Source organism: Streptomyces sp. DSM 118878 (assembly GCF_052936595.1).
This window is the reverse complement of sequence record NZ_CP193622.1, coordinates 7083557-7101170: the sequence shown is the minus strand read 5'-3', so window position 1 is coordinate 7101170 and position 17614 is coordinate 7083557. Positions and strand designations below refer to the sequence as shown.

Annotated in this window: 17 protein-coding genes; 15 read left to right on the top strand and 2 right to left on the bottom strand. The window is 70.8% G+C overall.

From position 1 onward, the window contains the following. The first annotated feature begins 120 nt into the window (after nt 1-120). Both ACRAKF_RS31205 and aceB read left to right on the top strand, forming a co-directional pair. Nucleotides 121-774, top strand: coding sequence for a nucleotidyltransferase family protein (locus tag ACRAKF_RS31205; RefSeq protein WP_447040997.1), 654 nt, complete (start codon nt 121-123; stop codon nt 772-774). Between the two features lie 226 nt (nt 775-1000). After that, the gene (gene aceB, locus ACRAKF_RS31200; RefSeq protein WP_447040996.1) at nt 1001-2620 is read left to right on the top strand and encodes a malate synthase A; all 1620 of its coding nucleotides are present in this window, start codon (nt 1001-1003) and stop codon (nt 2618-2620) included. Between the two features lie 88 nt (nt 2621-2708). On the opposite strand, the gene ACRAKF_RS31195 is transcribed toward aceB, so the two are convergent. Then, nucleotides 2709-3614, bottom strand: a complete 906-nt coding sequence (locus tag ACRAKF_RS31195) for a HipA family kinase (protein WP_447040995.1) — start codon at nt 3612-3614, stop codon at nt 2709-2711. A 239-nt stretch (nt 3615-3853) separates the two neighbouring features. Between ACRAKF_RS31195 and ACRAKF_RS31190 the strand changes: the two genes are divergently transcribed. The 11 genes from ACRAKF_RS31190 to ACRAKF_RS31140 all read left to right on the top strand — a co-directional run bounded on the left by ACRAKF_RS31190 (nt 3854) and on the right by ACRAKF_RS31140 (nt 14968). Next, nucleotides 3854-4210, top strand: a complete 357-nt coding sequence (locus tag ACRAKF_RS31190) for an NADH-quinone oxidoreductase subunit A (protein ID WP_447040993.1) — start codon at nt 3854-3856, stop codon at nt 4208-4210. A 23-nt stretch (nt 4211-4233) separates the two neighbouring features. Continuing rightward, nucleotides 4234-5334 (top strand): hypothetical protein, encoded by a 1101-nt coding sequence (locus ACRAKF_RS31185; RefSeq protein ID WP_447040991.1) that lies wholly within the window; start codon nt 4234-4236, stop codon nt 5332-5334. Next, nucleotides 5327-6268 (top strand): NADH-quinone oxidoreductase subunit H, encoded by a 942-nt coding sequence (locus ACRAKF_RS31180; protein WP_447040989.1) that lies wholly within the window; start codon nt 5327-5329, stop codon nt 6266-6268. Before ACRAKF_RS31185 ends, ACRAKF_RS31180 begins: the two co-directional genes overlap by 8 nt. A gap of 23 nt (nt 6269-6291) precedes the next feature. After that, a complete protein-coding gene (locus tag ACRAKF_RS31175) occupies nt 6292-6852 on the top strand; it encodes an NADH-quinone oxidoreductase subunit J (protein ID WP_447040987.1) in 561 nt (186 codons plus the stop codon). Further along, complete coding sequence (locus ACRAKF_RS31170; RefSeq protein ID WP_447040985.1) at nt 6849-7154, top strand: NADH-quinone oxidoreductase subunit NuoK; 306 nt, start codon at nt 6849-6851, stop codon at nt 7152-7154. Before ACRAKF_RS31175 ends, ACRAKF_RS31170 begins: the two co-directional genes overlap by 4 nt. Continuing rightward, complete coding sequence (locus ACRAKF_RS31165; protein ID WP_447040983.1) at nt 7151-9013, top strand: NADH-quinone oxidoreductase subunit 5 family protein; 1863 nt, start codon at nt 7151-7153, stop codon at nt 9011-9013. The genes ACRAKF_RS31170 and ACRAKF_RS31165 overlap by 4 nt, the downstream gene beginning before the upstream one ends. A 6-nt stretch (nt 9014-9019) precedes the next feature. After that, nucleotides 9020-10525, top strand: a complete 1506-nt coding sequence (locus tag ACRAKF_RS31160; protein ID WP_447040981.1) for a complex I subunit 4 family protein — start codon at nt 9020-9022, stop codon at nt 10523-10525. Next, a complete protein-coding gene (locus ACRAKF_RS31155) occupies nt 10522-11937 on the top strand; it encodes an NADH-quinone oxidoreductase subunit N (RefSeq protein WP_447040979.1) in 1416 nt (471 codons plus the stop codon). Before ACRAKF_RS31160 ends, ACRAKF_RS31155 begins: the two co-directional genes overlap by 4 nt. Before the next feature lie 96 nt (nt 11938-12033). After that, complete coding sequence (locus ACRAKF_RS31150) at nt 12034-12384, top strand: ArsR/SmtB family transcription factor (RefSeq protein WP_447040977.1); 351 nt, start codon at nt 12034-12036, stop codon at nt 12382-12384. Next, the gene (locus ACRAKF_RS31145; RefSeq protein WP_447040975.1) at nt 12377-12526 is read left to right on the top strand and encodes a hypothetical protein; all 150 of its coding nucleotides are present in this window, start codon (nt 12377-12379) and stop codon (nt 12524-12526) included. The genes ACRAKF_RS31150 and ACRAKF_RS31145 overlap by 8 nt, the downstream gene beginning before the upstream one ends. Before the next feature lie 150 nt (nt 12527-12676). Next, the gene (locus ACRAKF_RS31140) at nt 12677-14968 is read left to right on the top strand and encodes an MMPL family transporter (protein WP_447040974.1); all 2292 of its coding nucleotides are present in this window, start codon (nt 12677-12679) and stop codon (nt 14966-14968) included. 29 nt (nt 14969-14997) lie between these two features. Here ACRAKF_RS31140 and ACRAKF_RS31135 read toward each other — a convergent pair whose 3' ends face one another. Then, nucleotides 14998-15654: a winged helix-turn-helix transcriptional regulator gene (locus tag ACRAKF_RS31135; protein ID WP_447040972.1), complete on the bottom strand. Its 657-nt coding sequence runs from the start codon at nt 15652-15654 to the stop codon at nt 14998-15000. Between the two features lie 84 nt (nt 15655-15738). On the opposite strand from ACRAKF_RS31135, the gene ACRAKF_RS31130 reads away from it, so the two are divergent. Beyond that, the gene (locus ACRAKF_RS31130; protein WP_447040970.1) at nt 15739-16950 is read left to right on the top strand and encodes a pyridoxal phosphate-dependent aminotransferase; all 1212 of its coding nucleotides are present in this window, start codon (nt 15739-15741) and stop codon (nt 16948-16950) included. 30 nt (nt 16951-16980) lie between these two features. Further along, nucleotides 16981-17583, top strand: coding sequence for a peptidase (locus tag ACRAKF_RS31125; protein WP_447040968.1), 603 nt, complete (start codon nt 16981-16983; stop codon nt 17581-17583). Nucleotides 17584-17614 lie beyond the last annotated feature (31 nt).

Here is a 17614-nt window from a genome sequence, read left to right as displayed (position 1 = left end):
AGGCGCCCGGGAGCCGCGGATCAGTAAACCGTTACGTGGGCCCGGTGCGCCACTTGCCGGCCGCCGCCCGGCCGCCGCCCGGCCGGAATGCGCCCTGGCGCCCGGGTGTATGCAGGAGGCATGACGACAGAACCGATGAACCCGCAGGCCGGCGAGGTGGCCGGACTGTTGCTCGCCGCAGGCGGCGGGCGGCGCCTCGGCGGCCGGGCCAAGGCGCTCCTGGAGCACCGGGGCCGCCCCCTGGTCGAGCACGCCGTACGGGTGCTGCGCGAGGCCGGATGCGCACGCGTGCACGTGGTCATCGGCGCCGCCTCCGCCACCGTACGCGCGCGTGCCTCGCTCCCCGGCTGCGTACTGGTCGACAACCCGGACTGGACGCAGGGCATGGGTTCGTCGCTGCGGGCCGGTCTCGCCTCGCTGCGGGACACCGGCGCGGCGGCGGCGCTGGTCTCGCTGGTCGACCAGCCGGGGATCGGCCCGACGGCCACCGCGCGCGTGCGCGCCGCGTACCGGTCGCCCGCGACGCTCGCGGCGGCGGCGTACGACGGCGTGCGCGGCCACCCGGTCCTGTTCGGCTCCGCCCACTGGGCCGGGATCGAGGCGAGTGCGGTCGGCGACCGCGGGGCACGCGCCTATCTGAGGCAGTACGCGGAGGCGATCGCTCTCGTCGAGTGCGGGGATGTGGCGGAGGCTTACGACATCGACACGGCGGCGGACCTGAGCCGCCTGGAGCCCGCCCCCCGGGGTTCCGGGACCGCGGCGCACGGCGAGTGACCGGCGTGGCACTCAGCGACACGTTCTGTCGACCAAAAGAATCTCGACATCAACAAACCATTGAACTTCCACCATGAGGAAACTAGTATCCACTGACCAGAAGGCCCGTTACCTCGGACAGGGCCCGGAAGCCGTACCTCGGCTCTGGTGGCACCCCGTGCCACCGTGTCTGCCCGGCGGCTCGCCCGGCACCGTCCGTGCAGCTCTCTGAAGGAAGTGACAGTTCATGTCCGCACTAGCGCCGTCGCCGCTGGCCATCGTCGACGCAGAGCCCCTGCCCCGGCAGGAAGAGGTGCTCACCGACGCGGCCCTCGCCTTTGTGGCCGAGCTGCACCGGCTGTTCACGCCCCGCCGTGACGAACTCCTCGCCCGCCGCGCCGAGCGCCGTGCCGAGATCGCCGCCACCTCCACCCTGGACTTCCTCCCGGAGACGGCCGCGATCCGCGCCGACGACTCCTGGCGGGTGGCCGAAGCCCCGGCCGCGCTCAACGACCGCCGCGTGGAGATCACGGGCCCGACCGACCGCAAGATGACCATCAACGCCCTGAACTCGGGCGCCAAGGTCTGGCTCGCCGACTTCGAGGACGCCTCCGCGCCCACCTGGGAGAACGTGGTCCTCGGCCAGCTCAACCTCGCCGACGCCTACGAGCGCCGCATCGACTTCACCGACGAGCGCACCGGCAAGTCGTACGCCCTCAAGGGCGCCGACGAGCTCGCCACCGTCGTCATGCGCCCCCGCGGCTGGCACCTGGACGAGCGTCACCTCCAGGTCGACGGCAAGCCGGTCCCCGGCGCCCTCGTCGACTTCGGGCTCTACTTCTTCCACAACGCCAAGCGCCTCATCGAGCTCGGCAAGGGCCCGTACTTCTACCTCCCGAAGACGGAGTCGTACCTGGAGGCCCGCCTCTGGAACGACATCTTCGTCTTCGCCCAGGACCACGTCGGCATCCCCCAGGGCACGGTCCGCGCGACCGTCCTGATCGAGACGATCACCGCCGCGTACCAGATGGAGGAGATCCTCTACGAGCTGCGCGACCACGCGTCCGGGCTCAACGCGGGCCGCTGGGACTACCTCTTCTCCATCGTCAAGAACTTCCGTGACGGCGGCTCGAAGTTCGTCCTGCCGGACCGCAACCTGGTCACGATGACGGCCCCGTTCATGCGGGCGTACACCGAACTCCTCGTCCGCACCTGCCACAAGCGCGGCGCGCACGCGATCGGCGGCATGGCGGCCTTCATCCCGTCCCGCAGGGACGCGGAGGTCAACAAGGTCGCGTTCGAGAAGGTCAAGAACGACAAGGACCGCGAGGCGAACGACGGCTTCGACGGTTCGTGGGTGGCGCACCCGGACCTCGTCCCGATCGCCATGAAGTCCTTCGACGCCGTCCTGGGCGACAAGCCCAACCAGAAGGACCGCCTGCGCGAGGACGTGAAGGTCGCGCCCGAGGACCTGATCGCCATCGACTCCCTCGACGCGAAGCCCACGTACGACGGCCTGGTCAACGCCGTGCAGGTCGGCATCCGCTACATCGAGGCCTGGCTGCGCGGCCTCGGCGCCGTCGCGATCTTCAACCTCATGGAGGACGCGGCCACCGCCGAGATCTCGCGCTCGCAGATCTGGCAGTGGATCAACGCCGGGGTCGTCTTCGAGACGGGCGAGACGGCCACCGCCGACCTGGCCCGCGAGGTCGCCGCCCGGGAGCTGGACGCCATCCGCACCGAGATCGGCGATGAGGCCTTCGCGGCCGGCAAATGGCAGCAGGCCCACGACCTCCTCCTCCAGGTCTCCCTGGACGAGGACTACGCGGACTTCCTGACCCTCCCGGCGTACGAGCAGCTCCGCTAAGCCCAGCCGCCCCCGACTGAGCCCCCGGCACCGCACGGCGCCGGGGGCTTCGTTCATGGGCGCCCGCGCAGACCGCCGGGCGGAGTCCTCAGCCGAGGTGAGCGGACCAGTCCTGCTGAGCGCCGGGTTTCCCGTGGAGATCGGGCACTCGCTTCAGCCAGGCGGGCCGAGCCCTCTCCGTATCCGCCGCGCGCCGCGCGTCCGCGGCGGCCAGCTCGTCCCGCGAGGGGAAACCGCTCGGGAGCCACACGGCGGAGGACCGGGCCCGGGCCAGCAGAAACTCCACGTAGGCCTCCCGGACCGCCTCCGGCGAGCCGAAGCCGGGCTCGTCGTCCAGCCAGGCGTCCGGCACGAGCCCGGTGACTTCCCGCAGCAAGGACTCCGTGACCAGCGGCGCGAGTTCCGCGTCGGCGGCGGCCATGTCGGGCCCGTAGCCGCCCAGCGCATGGTGCCGGAAGTCATACACCTTGTCCGGCGCCGAAGCCCCCCACCGGTGGTGGAAGACCAGAGCCGCCCCGTGATCGATGAGCCAGAGCTTCGGCGGCAGCACGCCGAAGGTGGGCCAGACCATCAGGTTCGAGCTGTGCACGGTCCGGTCCACGTTGGCCGTGAGCGCGTCGAGCCAGACGACCTTGCCGGCCTCCAGCGGGTCGACGTCGATCGCCTCCGGCGTGAAGTCGCGCGCCCCCGGCAGCAGGTCCATGCCGAGGTTGAGACCCGCGCTCGCGCGCAGCAGGTCCCGCACCTCCTGGTGCGGCTCGTGCGCGCCGACCGCCGGGTCGAAGTGGACGAGGACCAGCTCGGGAAAGCGGAGCCCCAGCCGCCGGGCCAGCTCGCCGACGATGATCTCGGCGACCAGGGCCTTGCGTCCCTGCGCGGACCCGGTGAACTTCACGACGTACGTCCCGAGGTCGTCGGCCTCGACGACACCGGGCACGGAGCCGCCGGTGTGCAGGGGCTCGACGTAGCGGGTCGCGGTGACCTCCTTCAGCATGTTCCCGGGCCACCCATCTCTTCCTCCGGCATGAAGTCAGCATAGTAACCGAGGGTGATCGCGGGCGAGGAGTGCCCGATCGGCCCCGCGACAGGAGAGGTTCGGACGACGGGAGAGATTCGGACGGCGGGAGAAATGCCGCAATGTTCGCAGTGTCGTACGTTCCAGACTTCCCGCATGGCTGACATGCTGCCTGGCGGTAGTCGCGGCGCAAGGGCGGTCGTCGGGAAGGGGCCCGCATGCAGACATCCCACTGGCAGCCGGTGCTGGCACTGCTCGTGCTGGTCATTGCCGCCGTCTTCCTGCTGCACGCCGTCGGTGTCGCCTTGACGGCGGTCCGGGCGCCCCTCGGCACCGGGCCGTTCAGCGGTGGGTTCGAGCCCCGTGAGCACCCCCTCTCTCGATTCCATGTGCGCTGGTATCCGGTGACGATGGTCTTCCTCGCCTTCGACATGGAGATGCTGTTCATGTATCCGTGGACGAAGGTCGTCTCGGCGGTCGGCGTGAGCGCTGTCGTCGAGATGTTCCTCTTCCTCGGTGTGCTGCTGGCGGGTGTGGGATACGCCTGGCGGGAGGGGGCCTTCCGGTGGACCTGAGGCGCAGGCTGGCCCGAACCGCCATGCACCGCCCGGGGGTTCTGATCGTTGCCGGCCCCGGCGGCACGCGGGAGAGACTCGCCGTCGAGGCCGAGCTGACACGCCGTGCGTGGCCGTGCGTGGCCGGGCCCGGGCAGGCGGATCTGCTGGTCGTCGCGGGCGCTTCCGGCACCGCGGGCGACGACTGGGCGCGGGCCGTCTGGGGCGCGATCCCGGCGCCGAAGGCCCTGGTGACGGTCTCCGACGCCGAGCATGTCGGCCCCGTCCTCGATCAGGGTCTGGCCGAGCTCGCGCTCGGAGATCACGGTCACGCGGGCCACGACATGGCGGTCGTGGCCGGGCTGCCCATGGCCGATCGCGCGGACGACCGGGACGGATTGATCCTCGACCGCCTGCACGTACCTCTGGGTCCCGCGCTGCCGGACTGGCCCGCGGGGCTGATCCTGCGTGTCTCACTCCAGGGCGATGTCGTCCAAGAGGCGGCAGTCGAGTCGGCGGCCGCGCCCCCCTCGCCGCGTCCGCCCTTCTGGAGCGAGCCGTGGCTACGTGCCGCCGCGGGCGGGCGGGTCACCGAGGGAGAGGCCGCGCGGCGGCGGTGCGCGGCCCATCTGGACAGTCTGGGCCGGTTCTTCGCCGTGGCGGGATGGGACGACATGGCGGCCCGGGCGCGCGACGCCCGGGACCGGGGCCTGGCCGGGGCGGGGTCGGGTGAGCTCTGTTCGCTCGTGCGCCCCGTGATCCGCAGGGCGGAACGTTCGCGGACGCTGCGGTGGCTGACGTCCGGCCTCGGGGTGCTTCCCGCGGAGCGTGCCTCGCGCTGCGGAGTGAGCGGGCCGGCCTCGGCCGCGGACGGAGACGTACACAGCCGGATGCTCGTGTGGCTCGACGAGGTCGGGCGGAGCGCGGCCGCGTGTGAGGCCGACGAGCCGCTTGGGACGACTCGGGCCGTAGGTCCTCGCGGGCGAGTCGACGGTGCGGTGCCACCGTCACGAGGACTGCTCGACGCCCTCCCCCACCTGCTGGCGGGCACGGAGTTCGCCTGCGCCCGCGTCATCATCGCGAGCCTCGACCCGGATCTCGACGAGCTGTCGTACCTGGCGACATCGGCGATGACCCATGGCTGAGCGGGCTCCCCTGTGGGCGGTCCTCGTTCTGCCCGCCCTCCTGATCGCCCTGGCGCTGGCGACGGCCGGATTCGATGCCGTACTCACCGGCACGAGGACCAGACGGCCTTTGTCGCTGCGCTCGGCGGCCGCGAGCGCGATGGTCCCCGGACGGGAAGTACTGCGGCAGCTCGTGCGGCAACCGCGCCGCACCCGGGCGGCCGATGTGCTGCTGACCCGCGTCGGCACCGCGCTGCTCCCCGTCGCCGCCGTCATGGCCGCCGTCGTGCTGCCGCTGGGCTTCCGGCCAGTGAGCGATCTCCCGGACGGGATCGTCTGGTTCAACGCGATGGAGGCTTTGGCCTGGGCGGCCGTATGGATGGCGGGCTGGGGGCCGAACTCGACACTGTCGCTCATCGGCGGCTACCGGTTCCTGGCCCAAGGGCTCGCGTACGAACTGCCCCACATGTTCGCGATCACGACGGCCGCGCTCGGCGCGGAGTCGCTGAGGGTGGGTGAGGTGGTCGACGACCAGGCCGGACTGTGGTTCGCGGTGTGGATGCCCGCCGCCTTCGGGATCTATCTGCTCAGCGCGATGGCGATGGCGTTCTGGGGGCCCTTCGACCAGCCCGCCGGGCGGGACGTGGCCGGCGGGCCGGCCGCCGAGCTGTCCGGCACCGACCGTGTGCTGTTCCTCGGCGGCCGGTGGCTGCTGCTCGTGGTGGCTGCCGCGTTCAGCGTGCCGCTGTTCCTGGGCGGCGGACACGGACCGCTGCTGCCCGGCTGGGCGTGGACCCTGCTCAAAACGGCCGCCGTGCTCGCCTTCCTGGTCTGGGTACGGCGCCGGATCCCGACCCTGCGCATGGAGCGCTACGTGGAGCTTGCCTGGGTCGTCCTGACCCCACTGGCCATCCTTCAGGCCCTGCTGGTGGCCGTGGTGGTGCTCGACCGATGACGGAAGCGAGGTGACGTACACCGATGGATACCGCGGTCTTCTGGATGCTGACGAGTCTGGCGATCGCCGGCGGGGTGATGGTGTTCCGCTTCGACTCCATGGCGCGCGCGACCTTCTCCCTGCTGACCTCGCTGCTCTGCGTGGGCGGTCTCGTCGTGCTGCTGGGGCTGGACTACCTGGGCATCGTGATCGTGCTGATGATGACCATCGAGATGGCCATCATGGCCGTCTTCATGGTGATGTACATGATGAACCCGGCCGGGTTCATGCCGATGACGATGGTGCACAACAAGAAGGGCGCGGCGGTCATCTGCGGCCTGGTGTTCGCGCTCCTTGCCGCCGGCATCCTGCTGGCCCGGTGGCCCGCACGGAAGGGCGAGCCGCCCGCCGATCCGACCAGGGATCTCGGAATGTCCCTGATGGGATCCCAGATGCTCACCATGATGACGCTCGGGATGGCGCTTTTCGCGACGATCGTTGCCACCGTGGTGCTCGCCACGCGACGCGGACGCTACGACCGGTTCGGCGACGATCTGCGGGCACCGCGTGCGGACGACCCCGTGCGAGGCGGTGTAGGGCGATGAACCTGGAACTGCTTCTGCTGGCGGCCGCGGCCCTGTTCTGCGTCGGGCTGTTCGGCGCGCTCACCCAGCAGTCGATCGTGATGCTGATGATGGGGCTCGAACTGATGCTGGGCGGCGTCATCCTCGCCGCCGCCACCGCCTGGCACCACATCGCTCCGGCCGCGCCCGAGGGACAGGTGCTCATCGTGCTCGCGGTCACCGCGATGGCCCTGGAGATGGCGGTCGGCTTCGCCGTCGTCACCGCCCTGTTCCGGTCACGGGAGATCGACATGACCGACATGGCGGCGGAGCTCAAGGGGTGAGCGCCCTGCTGTGGGTGCTGATCACCCTGCCGATCGGCGCCGGCCTGCTGCTTCTCGTGGCGGGACGCGTGGCCGACCGCGCGGCGCCGGGCGTGGCACTCGCCGTCGCGTCCACCGCGCTGGGGCTCGCCGTCGCCGCCGCCTCCCGGCATCCGACCGCTCGGGCCCCGTTCCTCGACGGGATGCCCGTGCGGCTCGCGGCAGACGGGCTTTCCGAGGTGCTCGCCATCACGGTCACCGCGGTCACGCTCGCCGTACTGCTGTTCAGCGCGGCAGAGTTCGGCGCGGCGGAGTTCGGCGCGGGCGAGGCGCGGGCGCGCTTCTTCGGGCTGATGCTGCTGTTCGCCGGGAGCATGCTCGTCACGGTGACCGCCGCGAACCTGCCGGTGCTCCTGATGGGCTGGGAGGTCATGGGCGCCACCTCGTGGGCGCTGATCGGCTACTGGTGGCGGGATCCGGAGCGTACGAGCGCGGCCGACACCGCCTTCCTCACCACCCGCACCACCGACCTCGGCCTCTACCTGGCCGCTGGCGCGGCGCTCGCGAGCGGGCAGGTCCCTGCGCTCTCCCTGGACGGACTCGCCCGGGCCGAGGAGCCGTGGCTGTCCTTCGTCACCGCGGGCCTGATCGTCGCCGCCCTCGGCAAGTCCGCCCAACTGCCCTTCAGCTTCTGGCTGTCCAAGGCCATGCGGGGGCCGAGCCCCGTCTCCGCGCTCCTGCATTCGGCGACGATGGTGGTAGCGGGGGCGTATCTGCTGCTGCGGACCGGGCCGCTGCTCGACGCTTCGGGCTGGGGCGACGACGTGGTCGCCTGGGCGGGTGCGGCCACCGCCATCTGTCTGGGCCTGGTCGCCGTGGCGCAGACCGATCTCAAGCAACTGCTCGCCGCGTCGAGTTGTGCGCAGATCGGCTTCATGGTGCTCGCGGCCGGGGTCGGCGCGACCACCGGCGGAACCCTCCAGCTCACCGCCCACGCGGCGGCGAAGAGCCTGCTCTTCCTCTGTGCCGGAGCATGGCTGACCGCCCTCGGCACGCAACGGCTGCCCGCGCTGTCCGGCGCCGCTCGCCACCGGTGGACGGTCGGAGCGGCGTTCACCGTGGGCGGGCTCTCCTTGGCCGGGCTCCCGCCGTTTTCGCTGTGGGCCGCCAAGGACGTGCTGCTGGCCGGGGCCTTGGAGGCCGGTCCCTGGCTGTACGCGGCCGGGCTGGCGGCCGCCCTGCTGTCCGCGGTCTACAGCGCCAAGGTGTTGTGGTTCGTATGGCGCCCCACGGTGTCCCGGCCCGATACCCGGAAGATCCCCGGTGGCGCCGTACCACCGCTGGCTCTGCTGGCCCTGGCCTGCGTCGCGCTGACGCCACTGGCGTTCCCTCCCCTGCGCGACAGCGTCGCACGAGTGCTCAACGGCACCGGTCAACCGGCCCCCCGGATCCCGGAGTTCGCGCTCTCCGGCTCGCTGGCCCTCCTCGCGGCCGCGGCCGTCTGGACCTGGGGTACGCGTCGGCTGCCCTTGCCCGAGCGGGTGAGGTCAGGGCTCACGGACTGGCTCGGCCTTGAGCGCGCCGCCCACTTCCTGCTCGTCGCCCCCGTGCTGCGGCTCGCGCACGCCGCGGCGGCCTTCGACGACAAGGCTCTGGACCGCGCCGTCGACGGGGCAGCGGGGGCAGCCATGCGGCTCGCCCGCTGGTCGGACAGAGCCGTGGAGAAGTCGGTGGACGGCGCTGTGGGCGCGGTCGCGGCCGGCACTCGCGCCCTGGGCCGCTGGGCCCGCCGACCGCAGACCGGCCGGCTTCACCAGTACCTCGCCCAGGCCGTCGCGGCCTTCACCGTCCTCGCCGTCGTGTTCGTCCTCGTGAGGTGACCCCCCTTGCTGACCGCCCTCGTCTTCGCCCCCGCGGCCGTGGCGCTGCTGCTGTTCGCCGTGCCGCGCCGTGCCTCCGCGACCGTGTTCCGTACGGTCTGGGTGACGGCGTCGGCCGCTGAGCTCGCGCTCGTCATCGCCGTGTGGGCCGGATACCAGGCCGACGGCGGGACGCAGTACGAGGTGCGCGCCCGCTGGATTCCCAGCGCGGGCGTCGGTTACCACGTCGGTGTCGACGGCCTCTCGCTGCCGCTGCTCGCCCTGACCTGTCTGCTCTTCCTCGCCTGCGCCGTGTACAGCCTGCGCGAGGACCGCCGTATCCGGGAATTCGCGGCGCTCTTCCTGTTCCTGGAGACGACCTGCCTGGGCCTGTTCGCCGCGCTCGACCTGATCCTGTTCTTCGTCTTCTTCGACCTGTCGATCGTGGCGATGTACTTCGTCATCGCCGGGTGGGGCCACCAGCGGGCGGCCCGCGCCGCGCTGAAGTTCTTCCTCTACACGTTCATCGGATCGCTGGCCCTGCTGCTGGGCTTCATCGGCCTGTATCTGGCCGCTTCCCCGCACACCTTCGACATGGTCGAGCTGACCGAGCGGAACCCGCTCGCCGGGCGCTCCGTGTACGCCGCCCTGGTGCTGCTCGCCATCGTCGTGGGCCTCGCCGTGAAGACACCGACGGTGCCGTTCCACACCTGGCTGCCGCTCGCCCACGTCGAGGCACCCGCCGCCGGGTCGGCGATCCTGGCCGGGGTGCTGCTGAAGATGGGCACGTACGGGTTCGTCCGCATCGCCATGCCGATGCTCCCGGAAGCCTGGCGGCGCTACGCCCTCGTCCTGGTCGTCATCGGTGTCGTCTCGGTCCTCCACGGCGCACTCGTCGCCCTGGCACAGACCGACTTCAAGCGGATGATCGCCTACACCTCCGTGAACCACATGGGCTACATCGTGCTCGCCGTCGGCGCGGCTGCCGCGACGGCCGACACCTCCGCGCAGGCCCGCTCGCCTGCCGTCACGGGAGCGGTGACACAGATGGTCAGCCACGGTCTGCTCACCGGCGCGCTGTTCCTGCTCGCGGGCATCATGTACGAGCGCGGACGTACGTACGAGATGAGCGCCTACTCCGGGGTCGCCGCCGCCGCCCCCGTGTTCGCCGCCCTGACCGGCGTCGCCGCCTTCGCCTCGCTGGGGCTTCCCGGGTTCTCCGGGTTCATCGCCGAGTTCCAGATCTTCACCGGCAGCCTGGGGCCACGACCGCTGGCCACGGCGCTCTCGGTGATCGGCATCATGCTCACGGCCGGGCTGTTCCTGCGTGCGCTACGGCACGTACTCATGGGGCCACTGCGACTGCCCGACGCTCCGGGTACGCCCCGCGCCTTCCCCGACCTGCGCGCCCACGAGGCCGGCGCCGTCGTGCCGTTGCTGGCCTTCGCCGTGTTGCTCGGGGTGGCGCCGCGATTCCTGCTCGACGTCATCGAGCCGGCCTCCCGCGCCGTCCTGGAGCTACTCGCCCGATGACCGAGATGAACGAGAACCCCCTCGATCTCCTCCCCGAGGTACTCCTTGCCGCGTCCGCCGTACTCGGACTGCTGCTCGGCTCCTGGCTGCCGCGCGGACGGCAGTGGGTGGTGGGGCTGCTGACCGCCGTGGCGTGCGCGGCCGGGATCGTCGCCGCGTCCGTCGCGGCCGCGGGTCCGGTCACCACCGCCTTCGGTGAGGGCTTCGCCATCGACCCGGTGACCAGCACCTCCCGGATCGTGGTGCTCGGCGGCACGCTGCTCGTCCTCGGCATCTCCTTCCGCTCCCTCCGTGCAGACGCCAGGGAGAGCGAGTTCTACGTCTTGGTGCAGCTCGCCGCTCTCGGGGCGCTGATGATGGCCGGGGCGCAAGACCTGCTGCTGCTCGCCGCCGCGTATCTGCTGGCGAGCATTCCCGCGTACACGCTCGCCGGATTCCGCAAGGACGGCCCGGGCACCGAAGCGGCGCTGAAGTACTACGTGATCGGCGCCCTGCTCGGCGTACTCATGCTGACCGGCATCACCATCCTGTACGCGGCCGGGCGCGGCACCGGCTACCCGATGCTCGGGGACGCCCTGCGTGACGCGCCCGAGATGCTCGTCGCCACGGGAGCGATCGGGCTGCTGGCCGGAGTGCTATTCAAGGCGGGTGGCGTGCCCGCCCACTTCTGGGTGCCCGACGCCGTGCAGGGCAGCCGCGCACCGGTCGCCGCGCTGCTCACCACCCTGCCGAAGACCGGGGCGCTCGCCGCGCTCTTCCGGCTCGGTGACGTGGTGTTCGCGGGCGGTTCGCTGCCGTGGCCCGCGCTGGTCGCGGTGCTGGCCTCCGCCTCCATGACGCTCGGCAATCTCGGCGCGTTCTTCCAGGAGGACGTCAAGCGGCTGCTCGCCTACTCGACGATCAGTCAGGTCGGTTATCTGCTGCTGCCCGTGGCGGTCGCCGGGCGCTCGGACCTCTCCCAACAGGCCCTGCTGTACTACCTCGCGGCGTACACCGTCACCAACCTCGGCGCGTTCGCGGTCGTCTGCGCGCTGCCCCGCGCACGGACGCTCAAGGACTATCGCGGGCTCGCCGCGGAGCGTCCGCTGCTGGCCGCGAGCCTGGTCATCTGCCTGCTGGGGCTCGTCGGTACGCCACCTACCGCGGTGTTCCTGGGCAAACTGGAGGTGTTCGGCGCGGTGGTCGACGGCGGGCACGCCTGGCTGGCGGTGCTCGGCGCGGCCAACACCGTGGTGTCGCTCTTCTACTACCTGCGCTGGATCGTGCCCACGGTCTCCCGGAGCACCTCACCGCAGCACGCCGACAGCGATCGCGCGTCACGCCTGACCGCGTACACGGCCACCGCCTTCTCGCTCGGACTCGGCGTGGCGGCAGGGCCCGTCCTGGGTCTGCTGGGCGGATCTCCAGCTTGACCAGCCGGCAGGAAGTACGAGCTCGCGCAGGTGACGGAAGGGTTGTCATAACTCTAGGCACCTGCAAGGATTTACTAGCACGAGCAAGGAGCTGGTATGCGGCGGATGAATGGCGACCACATGCTGCGGGTCGCGTCGGCGCTCGCCAATCCGCATCGATTGCGGATCATCGCAGCGCTCTCCGGCAAGCGCAGTTACGTGAGCGAGTTGGCTCGCGAGATCGGTATCAGCCGCGCCCTGCTACAGGTGCACCTCCGCAAGCTGGAGGCGGCTGAGCTGGTCACGGCTGAACTTCAGCTCTCGGAGGACGGGAAGGCAATGAAGTACTACGAGGTGGCCCCGTTCGCGTTCCTCCTCGACCCGGAGACCATCACGGACGCCGCCCAGACCCTCACGCCGCCAGGTGATGGATCACAGTCCGGACGAAAGGAGTCATCCGATGGATGACGAGTACCAGTGGCAGGCCGTAGCCGCGATCATCGGCGTCTTCATCCTGATCACGTCCGTGATCGTGGTCGTCATCTGGACGCGTACCACCACGACTCGGGCCCTGGACGGGGTCGAACGGATCCTCAAAGAGACCGAATAGGGATCTCGACGCACCACCACAGGACGCACCACCACCGAAAGACCCCGGGCCGACGAGCGGCAACTCGTCGGCCCAGGTATGGAAGGCGCTCCATCTCGCCAGTAGGCGAGTTCTCGCAGGTAGACACCCTCTGAGGAAGGACAACACGTCATGCCGGGCATTGGCAAGCCACGTCCCGACGAGGCGTTCGGCGGCCCCCGCGGCACCTTCGTCGAACGCATCACCGCATGGTCGGTACGACATCGCAAGACGGCTGTCGCGGGCTGGTTCGCGCTGGTCCTCGCCGCGATACTGGCCGGCGGCATGGTTTCGGGCCCCGAAGCCCTGACGAGTGACCCAGGGGAATCGGGACGGGCCCAGGAAGTGCTGCGGTCCCAGCAGACCGACGAGCCCGTCCAGGAGAACGTGCTGATCCAGCCGCGCGAGGCCGACAGCCGGACCCGGTTCTCCTCGGCCGAGATCCAGGCGGCGGTCACCGACATGGTGCGGACGTTGGAACGCGAGTCCGCGTCGGTCGCCGACGTTCGCTCGCCTCTGGACAAAGGCAACGACAGCCTCCTCTCCGAGGACGGCCGCTCCGGACTCGTGACCTTCGAGGTCTCCGGTCCTGACGAGGAGTTGGGCCTGCACTCCGAAACGGCGTGGAAGGCCATCAACGCCGTCCAGGACCGCCATGAGAACGTCTGGGTCGGCGAGGCCGGCGACATGAGTACGCGGACCGCGGTGGACAACGCCTACGACGACGACTTCCAGCGTTCCGAAGTCATCTCGCTGCCGCTGACCCTGGTCATCCTGCTCATCGTGTTCGGCGCGTTGATCGCGGCGAGTGTCCCGCTGCTGCTCTCGATCACCGCGGTGCTCTCCGCCCTCGGCTCCCTCCAGGCACTCGGCCACGTGATCCCCGTCAACAGCACCGTCTCCTCCGTGGTGCTCCTGATCGGCATGGCCGTCGGCGTCGACTACTCCCTGTTCTACCTGCGCCGCGAGCGTGAGGAGCGGCAGCGGGGCCACAGCTCCCAGGAAGCCCTCAAGGTCACCTCCCGCACCTCCGGGCACGCCGTCGTTCTCTCCGGCGTCACCGTGATGCTCTGTCTTTCCGGCCTGTACCTGACCGGCATGGACGTCTTCCGCGGGCTTGCCGTCGGCACCAGCATCGTCGTCGGCCTGACGGTGATCGGCTCCATGACCGTGCTCCCGGCTCTCCTGTCCTTACTGGGCCACCGCGTGGACAAGGGCCGGATCCCCTGGCTGGGCCGCCGGCGGACCGCCGCGGCGGAGTCACGGGTGTGGGGCACGGTGGCCCGGGCCGTGGTGCGTCGTCCGTTGGCGTGGGGCGGCGCCGCGTTGCTCGCGCTGCTGGCGGTCGCGCTCCCCGCCCTCGACATGCGCCTCCAGGACCCGTCCGTCACGGACAGCCTGCCGCACTCCCATGTCGCCGTCGAGACGGTGGCCCGTATGGACAAGGCCTTCCCCGGTGATCCGTCTCCGGCTCGGCTCGTCGTCTGGGGCGACAACGTGGGTGGCTCCGCCGTGCGCCAGGCGGTCGACTCACTCCGCGAACGGGCGGCCGACACCGACGGGCGGATCAGCACCTCCATCACGAGCGCCGCGGTGGGTGACGCACTCGTGGTCAAGGTGCCGCTGGCCGGTTCGGGGACCGACGCGACCTCGAACGCCGCTCTGGAAACCCTCCGCCAGGACCTCCTGCCGGCGACTCTGGGCGAGGTCGACGGCATCGAGTACGCGGTGAACGGTCAGACGGCCCAGCCGTACGACTTCACCAGGACGCTGAAGGACACCACGCCCATCGTCTTCACGTTCGTGCTCGCCGTGGCCTTCGTCCTGCTGCTCGTCGCCTTCCGGTCGCTGGCCGTCCCGGTCATCTCGATCGTCCTCAACCTGCTGTCGATCACTGCCGCCTACGGTGCCGTCACCTGGGTCTTCCAGGACGGTCACTTCAGTTCGTTCCTGGACTTCACCCCGTACGGCGGAGTGACCAGTTGGCTGCCCCTGTTCATGTTCGTGCTGCTCTTCGGCTTGAGCATGGACTACCACATCTTCATCCTGAGCCGGATCCGTGAACGGCGGCGGGCAGGTGAGGAGCCGACGGCCGCCGTCGTCAGCGGTATCGCCACGAGCGCCGGCGTGGTGAGCAGCGCGGCTGTCATCATGGTCGCCGTCTTCAGCGTCTTCGTCACGCTGTCGGCCATCGAGTACAAGATGCTCGGCGTCGGGATGTCCATGGCGATCATCATCGATGCCACCGTCGTGCGGGGTGTGCTGCTTCCCGCGGTCATGGCTCTACTGGGCCGGCATGCCTGGGCCCTCCCCCGGTGGCTGCACTGGCTCCCGGGCGGCAAGGCAGAAGCGGCGGCGGCCCCGGAGCCGGCGCCCGCTCCCGAACCCGCTCCCGAACCCACGGTGCCCGCGATGCGCCGGTAGCCGGAGGGCCGCGGGTGGCTGACCTCGCCTCACGTCTCCCGCAGTGCCTTCGCCAGAACCCCGTCCCCGGACAGCTCGATCCGCCCCTGGCGCAAGCCCTCGCCCACCGTCAGCGCGCCCCCGCTCACCTCGACGCATGTCTGCGCGTCCAGCGTGAGCAGCACGTCGGGAGCTTCCGGCGCGGGCCCGTCGCCGAAGCCCTCCGCATCGCCGCCCACGCGTACGTGGAACTCGCCCTCCGCCAGCCTGACCTGCACGACCCCCGCCGCCCCGAGCCCCGTGAGCGACCGCAGCAGCGGCAGCGCGAACCAGTGCGCGCGCACCGCGTCCGTGGGCCTGCGCTCCGCCAGGGCGGGCGTGCCCCAGGCGGCGAGGGTGCGCAGGACGGGCTGCAACTCCCGGCCCCGGGCGGTGAGTTCGTACACGTACGCCGCCGCGGGCGGGGGCAGCTTGCGGCGGGTCACCAGGCCCTGCTGCTCCATGTCCTTCAGGCGCGAGGCGAGGACGTCCGTGCTGACGCCGGGCAGGTCGGCGTGCAGGTCGGTGTAGCGACGGGGTCCGGCGAGCAGCTCCCTGACGATCAGGAGCGTCCAGCGGTCCCCGACGGCGTCGAGGCCGCGGGCGACCGCGCAGTACTGGTCGTAGCTTCGGCGGGCGCGGGCGGACGGCCGTGACTGAGGTGGCATGCGACATAGTCTAGGCAACTTGTTGGACTTTCCAAGCGCGGGCTTGGTAAAACCAAGTAACACACGTCACGGGAGGCGCACCGCATGGAGTTCCGGCAGTCGAGCAAGCTCAGCGAGGTCTGTTACGAGATCCGGGGCCCCGTCATCGAGCACGCCAACGCCCTGGAGGAGGCGGGCCACAGCGTGCTGCGCCTCAACACCGGCAACCCCGCGCTCTTCGGCTTCGAGGCGCCCGAGGAGATCGTCCAGGACATGATCCGGATGCTCCCGAACGCGCACGGCTACACGGACTCGCGCGGTGTCCTCTCCGCCCGCCGCGCGGTCGCCCAGCGCTACCAGGCGCTCGGCCTCGACGACGTCTCCGTGGACGACGTCTTTCTCGGCAACGGGGTGTCCGAGCTGGTCACCATGGCCGTGCAGGCGCTCCTGGAGGACGGCGACGAAGTCCTGATCCCCGCCCCCGACTTCCCCCTGTGGACGGCCGTGACCACCCTCTCCGGAGGCAAGGCCGTGCACTACGTATGTGACGAGTCCGCGGAGTGGTACCCCGACCTCGACGACATGGCCGCGAAGATCACCGACCGGACCAAGGCCGTCGTGATCATCAACCCCAACAACCCCACGGGCGCCGTCTACCCCAAGGAGATCCTGGAGGGCATCCTCGACCTCGCGCGGCGGCACGGCCTGATGGTCTTCGCCGACGAGATCTACGACCAGATCCTGTACGACGACGCCGTGCACCACAGCGTCGCCGCCCTCGCCCCGGATCTCGTCGTCCTCACCTTCTGCGGGCTCTCGAAGACGTACCGGGTGGCAGGGTTCCGGTCCGGGTGGATGGTCGTCACCGGACCGCGGCAGCACGCCAGGAACTACCTGGAGGGCCTGACGATGCTCGCCTCCATGCGGCTGTGCCCGAACGCCCCCGCGCAGTACGCCATCCAGGCCGCGCTCGGCGGCCGGCAGTCCATCCGCGAGCTCACCGCCCCCGGCGGCCGGCTGCACGAGCAGCGCGACCGCGCCTGGGAGAAGCTGAACGAGATCCCGGGCGTCTCGTGCGTGAAGCCCAAGGGCGCCCTGTACGCCTTCCCCCGCCTGGACCCGAAGGTGCACCCGATCCACGACGACGAGAAGTTCGTCCTCGACCTGCTGCTCCAGGAGAAGATCCAGGTCGTGCAGGGCACCGGTTTCAACTGGCCGCGCCCCGACCACTTCCGCATCCTCACCCTCCCTTACGCTGACGACCTGGACGCGGCGATCAGCCGCATCGGCCGCTTCCTCAGCGGCTACCGCCAGTAGCCAGTTCCGCCACGGCCCACCGGGAGCGACGTGCCCCTCTGCCCCACCTGCGGTACGACCTCCCGTACGCAGTTCGCCTCACCCGAACTGGTCGGGCCCATCGTGTACGAGGACTTCGACCGCGCCGCCGACCCGGCGTGGCGGGAGTCGGGCGCCGCCACCGTCGAGGACTACGCGCGCTGGTGCGGTCACCTCTGCGGCCTGACGTGCTACCAGATGGCGCTCGGCGCCGACGCGCCCTCCCTCTTCGAGCTGCGTGACGGCGCCCTGAAGTACGGCGCGTACACCGAGGAGGGTGGGGTGATCCGCGGGATGATCTACGCGCCCTTCGCCGAGTACGCCCGCGAGGCGCACGGCGTCGACGCCACGGTCCACCGGCACCTGACCGTCGCGGAGATCGGGACGCTCCTCGACGAGGGACGCCGGGTCATCGCCTCCGTCCACTTCGAGATCCGCCGCCCGGACCGTCCCGCGCCCGGCAGGGGCGGCCACCTGGTCCTGCTCACCGGCCGCACCGCCGAGGGGCTGCACTTCCACAACCCCTCGGGCGTCGACGCGGCGACCAGGACCGCCACGCTGCCCGCCGACGAGTTCGAGCCGTTCTTCGCCGGGCGCGGGGTCTCCCTGCCCTGACAGATGGTCACCGGGGCTGCCAGGATGGCCC